Raw genomic sequence first — 15,322 nt, 5'->3', positions numbered from 1 at the left:
AACGGATGTCCATCATGATCTCAAATTGGACATCAGGCAAAACGCTCTAACGCCGAAACAAGATCCCTTGCGACTGCTTGTCCCTATGGTCCCCCCGCAGATCCGCATGCAGCGCGCGTCCTGCTTGGACCCCGGACCGAGAGCTGACGACCTCCAGCCAGCGCGCAAAGTGGGGTTTATCCTGCAGCACTTGCTGTTGGCCCTCCCATAAGCTGGCCCAACCCCAGACCGACATGTCTGCAATCGAATAGAAATCACCCGCGACGTATTCGTTTTCGGCCAGCCGCCGGTTCAGCACCCCGTATAGACGCGCGACCTCGGCTCGGTAGCGATCTTTTGCGTAGGGCAGGTCTTGCGGCGGATCCATCTGTGGGGCGTATTTCAGGAAGTGATGCGCCTGACCGGCCATCGGGCCCACGCCACCCATCTGCCACATCAACCATTCCTCAACCGCAATCCGGTCGCGTTCGGTATTACCGTAGAACTGACCTGTCTTGCGGGCCAGATACATCAGGATGGCACCGCTTTCAAAAACCGAGATCGGCGCGCCATCTGGACCTTTGGGATCAACGATGGCGGGCATCCGATTGTTGGGCGCGATCTTAAGAAAATTAGGTTCAAATTGATCGCCGTTGCCGATGTTGATCAGATGAGTGGTGTAGGGCAGCTCCATCTCTTCCAAAGCGATAGACACTTTCCAGCCGTTCGGCGTGGGCCAGAAATACAGGTCGATCGGGTGTGTCATGGGGCCTCCGCGTTTTGGCTTGATCATGCGGTTTTCGGTGGGATCGGCAAGGTTGGTTACGAAACCGTGACAAATTATCGTCGGACTTGACGACCAAACACAGGGGGCGTATTGGCCTTTCAGAAGCTACGTGGCGATTTGTTACCGGATTGCGGGCCACGATAAACAACACCGCTAAAAGGTCAGGATGAAAGACCCCTTTCGCTTGACCGCGTCTGGGGTTTTTTTGTTGGGCGCTCCGGGTTCGGAGCCGAAAGGAATGACATGAGCGAGAGCTGGAACAAGCGCACCCAAGCCGTCCATGGCGGCATCCGTCGCAGTCAGTACAACGAAGTAAGCGAAGCGATCTTCCTGACACAGGGCTTCGTCTACGATACCGCCGAACAGGCCGAAGCCCGGTTTCTGGAATGTGGTCCGGATGAGTTCATTTATGCCCGTTACGGCAACCCCACCGTGTCCATGTTCGAGCAGCGCATTGCCGCGCTGGAAGGTGGCGAAGATGCATTTGCCACGGCGTCTGGCATGGCGGCAGTCAATGGTGCATTGACGTCTATGTTGAAGGCTGGCGATCATGTTGTTTCGGCCAAGGCGCTGTTTGGCTCATGCTTGTACATCCTCGAGAACATCCTGACCGGCTATGGCGTCGATGTGACGTTTGTTGACGGAACGGATCTGGAGCAATGGCAGGCGGCAATCCGCCCCGAGACCAAAGCAGTGTTCTTTGAATCCATGTCGAATCCGACACTGGAAGTGATCGACATTGCCGCTGTGTCCAAGTTGGCGCATGCCGTCGGGGCCGTCGTAATTGTGGACAATGTGTTCTCGACCCCGGTGTTTTCGCGCGCGATCGAGCAGGGGGCAGATGTCGTCGTCTATTCGGCCACCAAACACATAGACGGGCAGGGGCGTGCCCTGGGTGGCGTTATCATTGGCACCAAAGAGTTCATTCGCGGAACGGTCGAACCTTACCTGAAACACACCGGTGGCGCGCTAAGCCCCTTTAATGCGTGGATCATGCTCAAAGGGTTGGAAACCATGGCTTTGCGGGTCAATGCACAGGCAGACACCGCTTTGAAAATCGCAGAAGCGCTGGAAGGGCATGTGGCGTTGGAGCGGACTCTTTATCCAGGTCTAAAAACTCACGCGCAGAATGAATTGGTCCAGGCACAACTTGGCGGCAAAGGTGGCACGGTTCTTTCATTGGATATCAAGGGCGGCAAGGATGCTGCATTTGCGTTCCTGAACGCGATGACCATTCCGGTGATTTCCAACAATCTCGGGGACGCGAAATCGATCGCAACCCATCCCGCGACAACAACCCATCAGCGTCTGAGTAATGATCAGAAAGAAGAGCTGGGGATCACGCCGGGGCTGATCCGCTTGTCGGTTGGGCTGGAAGATGTCGGCGATCTTTTGGCTGACATACGGCAGGCACTGGACGTCTCACAAAGCTAGTTTGCGGCGGCGACCCGGCCTTTTGCAGGGCTGTAGCTTGGTCATTTGCGATGGAACGCACATCCCTTTGGCGGCAATTTCGTTTGGCGTAGGCGCTTTAGGGCGCAAGGCGACCATTTTGCGCCGTTTTTTTCGATCCGGGCTGCAATATGACACGTATAGGGATAGACTGGAAAAAGACCGACAGTTGTATATATTCCTGCGACCAATCAAGGAACCCCATGCAATGAACGTTCATCCGCGCGACATTGACGAAACCCCTGATCGTGAACAGGCCGCTGAGGCCCTAAAGGTTCTGCGGGAATGGGCGCGATCAGCATCCGCAGCCGAGATCAGTCAGTTGGACCCAGCCGTCGCCCGTTTGATTCCTGGTCTAACGCCGGTAAGCTACCCGTCACTGACGCGGGAATACGCCGAAGATTTCACCGTTGATACAGCCTATCGTGCATCTTTGCCCGATTTGCAGAATGGTCCATCCAGTCTGATCCGTGGGGCCAAGCAGCAGATTCAGCATGTCGGCATCTCGAACTTCCGCCTGCCGATCCGGTTTCACCGCAAAGACGATGAAGATCTGACGCTGGAAACCTCGATCACTGGCACAGTCAGCCTTGAGGCCGAGAAAAAGGGCATCAACATGTCCCGGATCATGCGGTCTTTCTACAAGCACGCAGAACGCACCTTTAGTTTCGAGGTGATGGAAGCGGCTCTGAATGACTATATGACCGATCTGGAGAGCTTTGATGCACGTATCCAGATGCGCTTTTCCTATCCAGACAAGGTAACAAGCCTGCGATCTGGTCTGGAGGGGTATCAGTACTACGATATCGCGCTGGAATTGATCGAGCAAAATGGCGTGCGCCAAAAGATCATGCATCTCGACTATGTCTATTCGTCGACCTGTCCTTGTTCTCTGGAGTTGAGCGAACATGCGCGGTCGATGCGTGGTCAACTGGCGACCCCACATTCGCAACGGTCCGTGGCCCGGATTTCTGTAGTCGTGGATTGCGATGCCGATTGCCTCTGGTTCGAAGACCTGATCGCGCTGTGCCGTCGTGCGGTACCGACCGAAACTCAGGTGATGGTCAAGCGTGAAGATGAACAAGCGTTTGCAGAGTTGAACGCCGCCAATCCCATCTTCGTCGAAGATGCGGCGCGCTTGTTCTGTTCGGAGCTTCTTGCGGATCATCACGTTGGGGATTTCAGGGTAATCGCCAGCCATCAGGAAAGCCTGCACAGCCATGATGCGGTTTCGATTCTGACAGAAGGGCCCACGTTTGAGGCGTCTAGCCTTGATCCGAGGTTGTTCACGACGTTGTTTCACATCGGCTGATCAGCGTGTAAGTCTCTAGAATTTAAAAAGATATCCCTCGAGTCGATGTTTTTTGCCGCGCCGCAGCAAAAAATGCTGCAATTGCGTTATAATCTGCGATACAGTGTGGACGAATGCTGCTGCAGCACGCGTGCGCCCGGTATGGCGTGTTGCCCCGAAAGGAACCCGAGACGTGCGACGCCTTGGACTGCAACACCTTAATATGCGCCCGAGCAATTGGAGCGGGCAGGGCACTTCATCGTCAAGTTTCAAGCTGCGTCGCGATTACAGGAGAAATACGTTATGAATCCAATTACCCAACAGCTGGAGCTTCAGGCTGCTGCTGTTCGCGTCGCAGGATATGCGATGGTGAACCAACTGAAGATCATGCAGATCATGACCCGATCAGCGATCGAGCTGCCGATGGCGTCTATCAGCGCGCTGAAAACACCAACTTCTGCGGAACCTTCCGCACCCAAGAAGCCAGCTCCAAAGCGTTCAGCAACAGCGAAGCCAGTTACAAAACGCGTGAAACCCGGGGCTGTCAAAGCCTCGCCTGCCGCTAAAAAGCCTGCGCCAAAGCCAAAGCCGAAGTCGGAACCTGTTGTAGCGTTCTCTGCAAAGCCACGCGCCACCGCGGCTGCACCAAAGGCAAAGGCACAGCCCGCAGCGGTCGCAAAACCCGAAACGAAGCCTGCTGAGGCGTCGCCCAAACCTGTGGCTAAGTCGCCGAAATCAACCGCCCGGAAAGCCGCTGCGCCAAAGACGCAAGCGGCTAAACCCGCCGTACGCAAAGCAGCTGCAACAAAACCAACACCTGCAGCGGTGTCAAATGTGATGACGGAGCAGCCTAAACCTGCGCCCCAAGCACGCCAAAGCGCTTCGCCCAAAGCCACGCAAACGACCAAACAGATCACGTCTACAGAGAAGCCGAAACCACAACCCCGCCGGACGCGTGCACCTTCGAAACCACCTGTTTTGCCAGCAGTGACCGCGAAAACCGACAAGTAATCGCCGATCATCTGCTTGACACGGTCGGGCTGCCACGCCAACGCTGCGCGTCATGATGGATCTTCGCCCGGTCGGATATGTTATTGGCCTGCTGGTCGCCATTCTTGGGGCGACCATGCTGTTGCCTATGGTCGCCGACATGATCGAAGGCCGGGGTGAGTGGTATGTCTTTCTCGAAAGCGCCATCATCACGACGCTGGCTGGTGCCGTTCTGGCGATGAGCTGCGCAAATGGCGTCGGCGAAGGGCTAACGATCCGGCAGACCTTTTTACTGACCACAGGCGTTTGGGTGGCCTTGCCAGTCTTTGGTGCAATCCCGTTTCTGTTTGGGGAAACCGATCTGCGGTTTGTCGATGCCTATTTCGAGGCGATGTCGGGTCTGACAACAACCGGATCAACCGTGATTTCAGGGCTGGATGCATTGCCGCGCGGATTGTTGTTGTGGCGCGGCATCCTGCAATGGTTGGGTGGTATCGGCATCATTGTCGTCGCCATGGTTTTTTTGCCTGAACTGCGCGTTGGCGGGATGCAGATATTCCGATCAGAAGGGTTTGAAACCATGGGTAAAATCCTGCCACGCGCGCAGGAGATTGCTGGCCAGATTTCCCTGATCTACGTGTTTCTGACGGTTGTTTGCGTTCTGGTCTATACCGGGTTCGGGATGAGCTTTTTTGATGCCCTTGTGCATGCACTGACGACGATTTCAACGGGCGGGTTTTCGAACTACGACGCCTCGTTTGGAACATTCTCAGGGCCTGTTGAATACGCGGCTTCGGTCTTTATGATTTTGGCAGCGTTGCCCTTTGTCAGATACGTCCAATTGGCAAACGGACACACCAGCCCTTTGTGGAAAGACAGCCAGATCCGTGCGTTTCTGGCCACGATTTTTGTGCTGGTGGTCATCATGTCGGTCTTTTTGACCTCGGTCTTCCCGCATCATTGGGAACAGGCCTTTCGGGAATCTTTGTTCAACATCACGTCGATCATTTCTGGCACAGGATATGCCAGCGTCGATTACATGGGGTGGGGCAGCTTCCCGATCATGTTGTTCTTTCTGATTGGCCTAATCGGAGGATGCGCGGGATCCACTGCTTGTTCCATCAAAGTTTTCCGCTACCAGCTTCTGTTCGCGTCGATCAAAACTCAGATTCGGCGGATCCGCTCGCCGCATGGTGTGTTCATGCCGCTCTATGATGGGCGCCCGGTCGGGCGAGATGTTCTGACCTCGGTCATGAGCTTTTTTATGTTCTTCGTGGTGTCGATGGGCGTTTTATCCTGGGCACTGGCTTTGACCGGGCTGGACTTCATCACATCTGTGTCGGGGGCCGCGACGGCCTTGGCAAATGTCGGGCCCGGTTTGGGCGATCAGATCGGACCGGCTGGCAATTTTGCAGGTCTGAACGACACTGCAAAATGGCTGCTGACGATTGGCATGCTTGTTGGGCGTCTCGAGCTTTTGGCTGTCTACGCCATCTTTACCGTTCAATTCTGGAGAGGCTGATGAAACGACCCCTTGGTGCGCAAATTTCGCACATGCTCAGGGATCGCGGTGTTGACGTGATTTTTGGCATTCCCGGCGTGCATAATCAGGAAATGTATCGTGGCATTGAAGAGGCCGGGATTATCCATGTTCTGGCCCGTCACGAACAGGGTGCGGGGTTTATGGCTGACGGATACGCTCGCGCATCTGGTAAGCCCGGGGTTGCCTACGTGATTACGGGACCAGGCCTGTGCAACATCATGACCCCGATGGGGCAGGCCTACAGCGACTCGGTACCGATGCTGGTTCTGTCGTCTTGTCTGGACGAGGCACAGGCGCAAAGGGGCCAATTGCACCAGATGAAAGACCAGCGAGCTGCAGCGGACACAGTGGCGGACTGGTCTGCGCAGGCCAACACGGCCACGGCTGCGTACAGCCTGGTGGAACGCGCCTTCGAAGAATTCGAACTGTCACGTCCCCGCCCCAAGCACATACAGGTGCCGATTGCTCAACTTGAGGCTGGCGCGGACCCTGCGCCATTCCCCAATCAACCTGCCCTACGGACCCAAGCCCTACCGCCTGACGTTGCGCCGGTCGTTTCCTTGCTGAACATTGCGCGCAGGCCCTTGTTTATCCTTGGCGGCGGATGCAGGTCTAATCATTGGCGGCAGATTCTAACACAACTTGGCGCGGCGTGTTTTACGACTTATGCCGGGCGGGGAATGGTTGGGCTTGACTACGCGTTGGATTTTGGCGCGATGCTGCCGCGACCGGGCAGCGCCGAAGTGATTGCATCGGCAGATCTGGTGATTGCGGTCGGTGCAGAGTTGGGCGATGTCGATCTGTGGCGCAACGCCTTGGGCCATACGGCCAATCTGGTGCGCATCGATTTGGACCCCGAAGTGTTGTCGGACCATCACCGGGCAGCGGTGAAGATACAGGCCGACAGTGGGAGCTTTGCCCGTTCACTATGGGCCGCTACCGAAAGCGCGAAACCAGCCAGCGGCTGGACAGCAGAGGAGGTTGCCGAAGCGCGTGCACGCTGGCGGGCTGAGGTTGATGCAGAACGGCCCGGCATTGTTCCGGTGGCGGATGCTCTGCGCGCAGCGATGCCGGCTGATACCATGATCTATTCGGACATGACCCAGTTTGCCTATGTCGCGAAAGAAGTCTGGGACATGGCCTATCCCCATCACTGGCACCACCCAACCGGGTTTGGGACATTGGGGTACGCATTGCCTGCCGGGATCGGTGGAGCGGTTGCGCGACGCGGCAAACCAACAGCAGTGATCGCAGGCGATTACGGCTTTCACTATACAATGCAAGAGCTTGGGGTCGCGGTCGAGCTTGGCTTACCCCTTCCGATTATCCTTTGGGACAATGGCAAACTCAAAGAGATCGAAGACAGCATGGTGCGGGGGCAGATTGCGCCAAACGCGGTCGTGGCCCGCAACCCCGATTTTTGCAAACTTGCCGAAGCGTTCGGGGCACTATCTGCATCACCGACCAATTTGAGTGAGATGCAGAATGCGGTTCGCGCCGCATTCCAAGCGCCTGTACCCACCTTGATACACGTTACGCCGAACATTCTGTAGCTTTACGAAAAAAGCGCCGCAATTCTGCGGCGCTTTCACTACTTAGATTGGAACTTGTTTAGTCCCAGCAATTGACCAGAACAGTCATACCTGCGGCACGGCGGTTCAACTCATTAGGCGAGATCTGCGCGCTTGCTTGCCCCGACTGACCTGAGACACCAGCTTGGGTCAGGATATCCGTCAACCGCTCAACCGATGCAGACAAGCTGACGGAGTCGGGAAGGGTGCGGCCTTCGGATGGCGTTGGCAGCAGCATTCCAACAACGTTTCCACTGTCGTTGAAGACAGGGCCACCGGCATCGCCGGGTTGTGCGCTCAGTGCCAAACGTTTGACACCTTCCTCGCCGTCGAGACCTCGGATATCGGCGATTTGCCCATAGGTCAGTGTTGGCGCACCCAAAGCCCCTTGGTAGGAATATCCCGAGACGGCCACTTCAGACTGAATCCGGGGGCGATCTGCGCTGAACTCAGCCACACTCATCGGCGCTAGCGCCTGACTGGGTCGCAGAACCGAGACGCCCAGATCGGCATCGGTCCACGCCACCTCGACCTCCTGATCGCCATCCAGGGTGATACGTGTGCAACTGTCGGCGGCCTCGGATACGGTCAAAACCGTGCCGCTGGCATCGGCAAAGAAACCTGACCGCGACAAACGTGGTTTGCGCACTTGAAGGCCAGAAACCAAATCGATCCGCTGTTCGGCATCCGCTCCGGCGCTGGCATCCAATACAGCTTCAGAGGTTTCAAAGCTGGACGCCATTGCAGCCAAAACTCTGATCCGGCGGGCTTCGTCGTTTTCTGGCCAAACCAGCGTGAACCCTTTGATCTGCCCGTCTTGAAGCTTTGCCTGGGTGTAGGAGACGATGCCGTTTCCACGCCCTTCCAGAGTAAAACGATCCCCTTTCAATTCACGGGGGCCATTCAGCGGTACGATTTCCAGGGACTGCATCACGTCATAAAGCGCGCGCAAGGTGGATTTGGTGCCGTCCTGGCTGATCAGAAGCGCTTTGGCGCCCAGATCGGTTGAGCTTTGGAAATGGACGAACGGCGCCTTGTACTGATCAAACTCAATTGCGCCCAGTGGCATGTCCATCGCAATGCCTGCCTGATCGTCCGAATAGGGCGCCATTCCAACGCTGATCAAGGGGGCGTTGTACTCCTCCATCAAAGCTTGCCGCTGCAGGGTGGTCAGAACGCCAGTTGGTTCGTACCCGTTGAAACGCTGCCAGTCGCCCATGGATCGGCGTGTGCCTTGGCCGAACGCGCCATCGATGGTCGAGTTGTAGAACCCGGCTGCCTGCAACGCGGTCTGAAGGTCCTTACGTTCCTGCGCGGTCAGAAGGCGTTCGTTTTGCAGGGCTTCCGACCGGGTTTCGTCTGTGCTTTGCGGTTGAATTTCGGTCAGGTTTTGTTCTGGCTGCACTTCGGGCTCTACCGGGGGCGTAACGGCGCCACGATTCAGCACATTTGCTCCGATCGGCCAAAACTGTTGTCCCAAGGTATTGGAGAACGCAACGAAGCTATCCGATGGTATCTGACCTTCGGCGCGGTACACCCGCAGGACCTGTTCTGCATCGCTGCGCAAATAGGGGCCAACGACGATTGCGTACCAGCCGCTGTTCAGGCGAAACCCGTTCACGTCAGGCAATGTGTTGGCATAAGCCTGCGCCCGGTCCCGTGCTTCACGTAGTGACGGTTGGGCTTCGACTTGGACCCAAACGCCCGGATCCTGTTGGGCCGTTGCGGCACGCAGGCCAAACATAAGAAACAATAAAGTAGCTGATAAAATGCGTGTCATCTTCCGCCCGTCTTGTGCAGTGTTTGTTCTTTGGCGCAGAGTACGCGATTTCACCCGGCGAATACCATGCTGAGATGAACGGGTTTCTAGGGTGTGGCCGCGCAGTTACAGCAATAAGCCATTGGCCCGTTGACGCCCCTTGGCCCCTTGCATAGGAAGGGCAAAACCGACCGGAACCGGGCGCTGATGCGTCCAAAGGGAATGTCATGACCGAACCGTCCAGCGCACCTCGATCTTTTCAGGAGATTATCCTGCGACTTCAGTCCTATTGGGCGTCCAAGGGCTGTGCCATTCTACAACCCTATGACATGGAAGTTGGGGCAGGGACGTTCCATCCCGCGACGACGCTGCGCGCGCTGGGGTCGAAAGCCTGGGCCGCGGCTTACGTGCAGCCGTCACGCCGTCCCACCGACGGGCGATATGGTGAGAACCCGAACCGGTTGCAGCATTATTATCAGTATCAGGTTCTGATCAAACCCAGCCCATCAGATTTGCAAGAGCTTTATCTTGGTTCATTGCGGGCCATCGGCATTGATATGGATCTGCACGACATCCGCTTTGTCGAAGATGACTGGGAAAGCCCCACGCTGGGCGCTTGGGGTCTGGGCTGGGAGGTCTGGTGCGACGGTATGGAAGTCAGCCAGTTCACCTACTTCCAGCAGGTCGGTGGCCATGACTGCGCGCCTGTTTCGGGCGAGTTGACTTATGGCTTGGAGCGTCTGGCGATGTATGTGTTGGGCATCGACCATGTGATGGACATGCCCTTTAACGATCCGCAATCCCCCAGCCCGCTGACCTATGGCGATATCTTCAAGCAAACTGAAGAGGAATACGCCCGCTGGAACTTTGACGTGGCTAATACCGAAGTTCTATTGCGCCATTTCGAAGAGGCTGAAGCCGAATGTGCCAGCATTCTGGCGCAGGAACATGACGATCCTAAAACCGGCAAACGCATTGTCATGGCGCATCCGGCCTATGACCAGTGCATCAAGGCCAGCCATCTATTCAATCTGCTTGACGCGCGCGGCGTGATCTCGGTGACCGAACGCCAAGCTTATATCGGCCGGGTGCGCGCATTGGCCAAACAATGCGCCGACGCGTTTGTTCAGACCGAGGCCGCCGGGCATACGGCCTGATGGGCCGCTCAGGCCAATCCCGGCAACAAGACCTTAAGGCCATCTGCGATCATGCCAATCGCGATGGCCGACAGGATCATGCCCATGAACCGGCTCATGATCACGCGCGCGTTCTCGGACAAGCGCTTGGCCAACCACGCGGCATTCCAGAAGGTGATCAGCAGCAGCAGCACAACGCTCAGAAAAACACCTGCAAAGACAACGGCTTCGGTGAGCTTTGTCACATGATGGGCATAGAGTATCAGCGTGGTAATCGTTCCCGGCCCAACCAGAATGGGGAATGCCAGAGGGTAAAAAGCCACCGTGTCGGGCGACGGATAAGACCGTTTCTCACCTTCGGTCCCGTGATGCGAACTGCTTTCGCTGCCGTTCAACATGTTCATCCCGATCATCAGGACAACCAGACCTCCGGCCACGCGCAAATGATTGACCGTGATGCCGAACAAACCCAGGGTCTGACTGCCAACAGACGCAAAAGCGCCGCCAAGGATCAAACAATAGAGGCAGGTTTTCAAAGCGACTTTTCTTTGGTCAGCCGCAGGAAGATCTTGTGTGACACTCAGAAAAACCGGCAAGTTGCTGATCGGGTTCATGATCGCAAAAAGCGCGCCGAAAAATCCTACGGCAAGGGTCGTTTCCATAAAAGCAGCCTCAGCTTCGCCTGTTCCGCAATGGAACCTGTCCTATTTCTAAGCCACTTGAAAGAGCCTGCGTAAAGGGAAGAGCGAAAAAATGACTGGAAAGGTTCTGGCACTCATACTTTTGTTATCCGCCACGATTGCTGGCGCGGGCATGTATTACTTGCAGGTCTATGGCTACTATTACACTGTTCAGCACAATCCCGGCGCGGATGTGGTGTTACTGGCCGAAGGTGCGGATAGCCCGCAACCCATCCCCTATACCGGCTTTCAGGCGATTGATGCCGACAGCTCTCCGATCCGATATCGTGCATGCTTTGAAACTGAATTGACGCTGGATGAATTGCGCGCCACCTACATACCCGCCGAGGAGGCAACGCCGCTGACTGCGCCCGGTTGGTTTGACTGCTACGATGCCATCAAGCTAGCAGATGCCATGAAAACAGGTCAGGCAGAAGCGTTCATTGGCGTGAAGAACGTCCATTTCGGAGTGGACCGCATTGTGGCAGTAACGCAGGATGGCCGAGGTTTCATCTGGCACGTTCTGAACAATTGCGGCGAGAAAGCCTATGACGGTACTGTCGTCGGCGAAGAATGTCCGCCCAGACCGCAGAGTTGAGATGCAGATGGCCGAGCAAATCCTGGAAATTCCGGCTTTTATTACGGTAACACTCGGTTTCGCCGTCTATCTTCTTGGTGCTGAAATTAATGCGCGTGTCGCTGTTCTGCGGCAGTTCAACATCCCCGAACCGGTTACCGGTGGCCTCTTGGCGTCGCTAGTCGTTTTGGCACTGTACCTGCTGTTCGGCATGGAGATGAACTTCGATCTGACGGCCCGAGATTTCCTTTTGGTGGTTTTCTTTGCCGGAATTGGGTTGAATGCACGACTTGCTGATTTGATTGCAGGCGGCAAGCCACTGCTTTTGCTATTGGTTTTGACACTGGCGACGATTGTCTTTCAGAACGTCATTGGTGCGGCCGGTGCGGTTACCTTTGGATATCCGGCCCAGGCAGGAGTTCTGTTCGGGTCCGCGTCATTGATTGGGGGGCACGGAACAGCCATCGCATGGGCTCCGGAAGTGACCGCAGTGACCGGGCTGGACGGAGCGACGGAATTGGGCGTCGCTGTTGCCACGCTGGGTCTGGTCCTGGCAGCGTTGGTCGGCGGCCCAATTGCGCGGTTTCTGGTCGAAGGTCGAAACCTCAGCCCGTCGCGGCCTGAGGAAGAGCATACCATCGGTGTTCCGGACAACCAAAATGAAGCAGCTCCGCTGATCGATCACCTGACGATCATGCGCGTTTTGCTGTACCTGAACCTTGCGATCATCGCCGGATTTTTTCTAAGCGAAGCGATCACGGCAGCGGGCCTGAAGCTGCCTCTTTTTGTGCCTTGCCTGATCATGGGCATCGTGATTGCCAATATGCGCGCGCTGACGGCACCAAATGCCCCAGCCGTTTCGCGGACGCCATCGCTGGCGCTGATATCTGAATTCTCACTAGGCGCGTTTCTCGCAATGTCGCTTATGAGTCTGCAGCTTTGGACCATTGCCGAACTGGGACTGGCAATCGTGGTCATTATGACCGCGCAGACATTGTTTGCTGTTGGTTTCGTGATCTGGGTGCTGTTTCCCGTGATGGGCGGTAACTACCGTGCAGCTGTTTTGTCCGCCGGGTTCGGGGGCTTTGCGCTTGGTGCGACCCCAACGGCAATCGCCAATATGACAGCAGTCACCAAACGATATGGGCCGTCACCTATTGCCTTTATTGTGCTCCCCCTTGTATCCGCCTTCTTTGTGGACATCGCCAATGCCATCGTCATCCAGACGATCGTCAACTTCTAAGGACCAAAAATGCCCGACCTGCTGATCGAACTGTTTTCCGAGGAGATCCCCGCGCGCATGCAGACCCGCGCAGGTGAAGACCTGAAAAAGCGGATCACCGATGGTTTGGTTGAGGCTGGTCTGACCTATGCCGGGGCGGCAGCCCTGACGACTCCGCGCCGTCTGACACTGGCAGTCGAAGGCTTGTTGGCGGAAAGCCCAACTGTTCGCGAAGAACGCAAAGGACCAAAGGTTGGCGCACCGGATAAAGCCATCGAAGGGTTTCTGCGCGGGGCAGGGCTGACCCGTGATCAGTTGGAAGAACGTGAAACCCCCAAAGGTTCTGTGTATTTCGCCACCATTGAGAAACCCGGTCGCCCTGCTGCCGAGATCGTAGCCGAAGTTCTTGAGGCGACGATCAGCGATTTTCCGTGGCCCAAGTCGATGCGCTGGGGCAGCGGCGCGATGCGCTGGGTACGTCCGTTGCATTCGATCCTATGTATTCTGAGTGGTGAGACCGGCGCACATATCGTGCCGCTTGAGGTCGAGGGGATTACGTCCGGTGACACGACCGAAGGTCATCGTTTCATGGCCCCCAAGCGGTTTGCCGTTTCTTCGTTCGATGACTATGCGACCAAGCTGAAACGCGCCTTTGTGGTTCTGTCGCCGGATGAGCGCGCCGAGCATATCTGGAACGATGCCAGGAACATGGCTTTTGCGGCCGGATTGGAAGTGGTCGAGGACCGGGGCCTGTTGGCCGAAGTTGCCGGGTTGGTCGAATGGCCGGTTGTGCTGATGGGTCAGATTGATGAAGAATTCCTTGATCTGCCGCCCGAGGTTTTGCAGACCTCGATGAAGGAACACCAGAAGTTCTTCTCGGTCCGCAATCCGAAAACCGGGCGGATCGAGCGGTTCATCACCGTGGCCAACCGCGAGACAGTGGACAATGGCGCTACCATTCTGGCAGGGAACCAAAAGGTGCTGTCGGCACGTCTGGCAGATGCTAAATTCTTTTGGGAGAACGATCTGCGCATCGTCAAGTCCGACGGATTTGAGCCGTGGGTTAGTCGGCTCGAAAATGTTACTTTCCACGCCAAACTCGGATCTCAGGGTGAGCGGGTCAGCCGTATTGCTGCACTGGCCTATGAGTTGGCCCCAGCTGTGGGCGCGGACCGCGAACTGTCGATGATGGCAGCGCAGGGGAGCAAGGCCGATTTGTCGTCCGAAATGGTTTTCGAATTCCCGGAACTGCAAGGCCTTATGGGGCGCTACTATGCTGCGGCCGCAGACTTACCTGAAGCGGTAGGGCTGGCAAGTGAGGAGCATTATTCGCCCTTGGGTCCCTCAGACAGTGTTCCCAACGCACCAGTGTCGATCGCGGTCGCGCTTGCCGACAAGCTGGATACGTTGACCGGGTTTTGGGCAATCGATGAAAAGCCAACCGGCTCGAAGGATCCTTTTGCGCTGCGCCGTGCAGCCTTGGGCGTGACCCGCCTGATTCTGGAAAACGACCTGAGGCTTCGATTGGATCGCTTTTTTGACAGTCAGTTTGTGCGGATCGAAAGCGGGATCAACGGCAATTTCTCGGCTGAATCAGTCGAGGATTTGTTAGAGGAGATCGCTGAACATGGCGTGTTCGGTGCAGCGTTCCAAGCTGTGAAGGTAAGAATCGGGGATACTCCACCTGCGGGTTTTCTTGAACTTGAGCAAAAGGTTCCTGACGCATCTGACGATCTCCTCTCCTTCTTCCACGATCGTCTTAAAGTCTTTCTCCGCGACGAAGGAATCCGCCACGACGTCATCGACGCCTGCATCGCGATGGAGGGCAATGACGACCTCAACCTGCTGGTCAAACGTGCCAGTGCACTGAATGCGGTGATTGCGACCGAGGACGGGGAAAACCTCGTGCAGGGTTTCAAGCGGGCCAACAATATCCTGGCTCAGGCTGAGGAAAAGGACGGCGTCGAATACTCCTACGGGGCGGATGTGAAATTTGCCGAGACCGAGAGCGAAAAGGCGTTGTTCGCAGCATTGGACGCGGCACAGGCCAAGATCGATCCGGCCCTGAAGGCCGAAGATTTCCCGGCCGCCATGGCGGCGATGGCTGCGCTGCGCGGGCCGGTGGATGCGTTTTTCGAGGATGTTCAGGTGAACACCGACAATGCTATTCTACGTCGTAACCGATTGAACTTGCTTAGCCAGATCCGGCAGATCTGTTCCAGCATTGCGGATCTGACGAAAATCGAAGGATAAAGCCACAGGCGCGTGTCACAACGCGCCCAGATCACCCTTGCGCGAAGGGCGCAGGCGCTTATGCTGCGGGCAAATCAAAAGG

Annotated in this window: 12 protein-coding genes and 1 riboswitch; of the genes, 8 read left to right on the top strand and 4 right to left on the bottom strand. The window is 56.4% G+C overall.

Features of this window, described 5'->3' with window-relative positions; all coding sequences use genetic code 11:
* Positions 1-46: 46 nt before the first annotated feature.
* Positions 47-745 carry a glutathione S-transferase N-terminal domain-containing protein gene (locus tag Q1B21_RS01390; protein WP_299885030.1) on the bottom strand — a complete coding sequence of 233 codons (699 nt, stop codon included), beginning with the start codon at positions 743-745 and terminating at the stop codon, positions 47-49.
* Between the two features lie 120 nt (positions 746-865).
* A riboswitch (SAM riboswitch) is annotated at positions 866-943 on the top strand.
* A 66-nt stretch (positions 944-1,009) separates the two neighbouring features.
* Here Q1B21_RS01390 and metZ point away from each other — a divergent pair.
* Positions 1,010-2,200 (top strand): O-succinylhomoserine sulfhydrylase, encoded by a 1,191-nt coding sequence (gene metZ / locus Q1B21_RS01385; RefSeq protein WP_299885027.1) that lies wholly within the window; start codon positions 1,010-1,012, stop codon positions 2,198-2,200.
* A 226-nt stretch (positions 2,201-2,426) separates the two neighbouring features.
* Entirely contained in the window at positions 2,427-3,530 is a 1,104-nt protein-coding gene (gene folE2 / locus Q1B21_RS01380) for a GTP cyclohydrolase FolE2 (protein ID WP_299885024.1), read from the top strand.
* A gap of 311 nt (positions 3,531-3,841) precedes the next feature.
* On the opposite strand, the gene Q1B21_RS01375 is transcribed toward folE2, so the two are convergent.
* On the bottom strand, positions 3,842-4,561 hold the full coding sequence (locus tag Q1B21_RS01375; protein WP_299885021.1) for a hypothetical protein: 720 nt from the start codon (positions 4,559-4,561) through the stop codon (positions 3,842-3,844).
* Between the two features lie 11 nt (positions 4,562-4,572).
* Between Q1B21_RS01375 and Q1B21_RS01370 the strand changes: the two genes are divergently transcribed.
* Both Q1B21_RS01370 and Q1B21_RS01365 read left to right on the top strand, forming a co-directional pair.
* Entirely contained in the window at positions 4,573-6,021 is a 1,449-nt protein-coding gene (locus Q1B21_RS01370) for a TrkH family potassium uptake protein (RefSeq protein ID WP_298932594.1), read from the top strand.
* Positions 6,021-7,595, top strand: coding sequence for a thiamine pyrophosphate-binding protein (locus tag Q1B21_RS01365; protein ID WP_299885017.1), 1,575 nt, complete (start codon positions 6,021-6,023; stop codon positions 7,593-7,595). The genes Q1B21_RS01370 and Q1B21_RS01365 overlap by 1 nt, the downstream gene beginning before the upstream one ends.
* Positions 7,596-7,653: 58 nt before the next feature.
* Here Q1B21_RS01365 and Q1B21_RS01360 read toward each other — a convergent pair whose 3' ends face one another.
* Positions 7,654-9,393, bottom strand: a complete 1,740-nt coding sequence (locus Q1B21_RS01360; RefSeq protein WP_299885014.1) for a serine protease — start codon at positions 9,391-9,393, stop codon at positions 7,654-7,656.
* Positions 9,394-9,599: 206 nt separating this feature from the next.
* On the opposite strand from Q1B21_RS01360, the gene Q1B21_RS01355 reads away from it, so the two are divergent.
* Positions 9,600-10,529, top strand: a complete 930-nt coding sequence (locus Q1B21_RS01355; protein WP_299885011.1) for a glycine--tRNA ligase subunit alpha — start codon at positions 9,600-9,602, stop codon at positions 10,527-10,529.
* Positions 10,530-10,537: 8 nt separating this feature from the next.
* On the opposite strand, the gene Q1B21_RS01350 is transcribed toward Q1B21_RS01355, so the two are convergent.
* Positions 10,538-11,170, bottom strand: a complete 633-nt coding sequence (locus tag Q1B21_RS01350) for a MarC family protein (RefSeq protein ID WP_299885008.1) — start codon at positions 11,168-11,170, stop codon at positions 10,538-10,540.
* Positions 11,171-11,261: 91 nt separating this feature from the next.
* Between Q1B21_RS01350 and Q1B21_RS01345 the strand changes: the two genes are divergently transcribed.
* Genes Q1B21_RS01345 through glyS form a run of 3 tightly spaced genes read left to right on the top strand, consistent with a single transcriptional unit; the run spans position 11,262 to position 15,240 of the window.
* Positions 11,262-11,786 (top strand): DUF6446 family protein, encoded by a 525-nt coding sequence (locus Q1B21_RS01345; RefSeq protein ID WP_299885005.1) that lies wholly within the window; start codon positions 11,262-11,264, stop codon positions 11,784-11,786.
* A 7-nt stretch (positions 11,787-11,793) separates the two neighbouring features.
* The gene (gene gltS, locus Q1B21_RS01340; RefSeq protein WP_299885002.1) at positions 11,794-13,008 is read left to right on the top strand and encodes a sodium/glutamate symporter; all 1,215 of its coding nucleotides are present in this window, start codon (positions 11,794-11,796) and stop codon (positions 13,006-13,008) included.
* Positions 13,009-13,017: 9 nt separating this feature from the next.
* A complete protein-coding gene (gene glyS / locus Q1B21_RS01335; protein WP_299884999.1) occupies positions 13,018-15,240 on the top strand; it encodes a glycine--tRNA ligase subunit beta in 2,223 nt (740 codons plus the stop codon).
* Positions 15,241-15,322 lie beyond the last annotated feature (82 nt).

The sequence above is a fragment of the uncultured Ruegeria sp. genome (assembly GCF_947504215.1).
Classification (GTDB): domain Bacteria; phylum Pseudomonadota; class Alphaproteobacteria; order Rhodobacterales; family Rhodobacteraceae; genus Ruegeria.
This window is presented reverse-complemented; position numbering and strand designations above follow the sequence as displayed.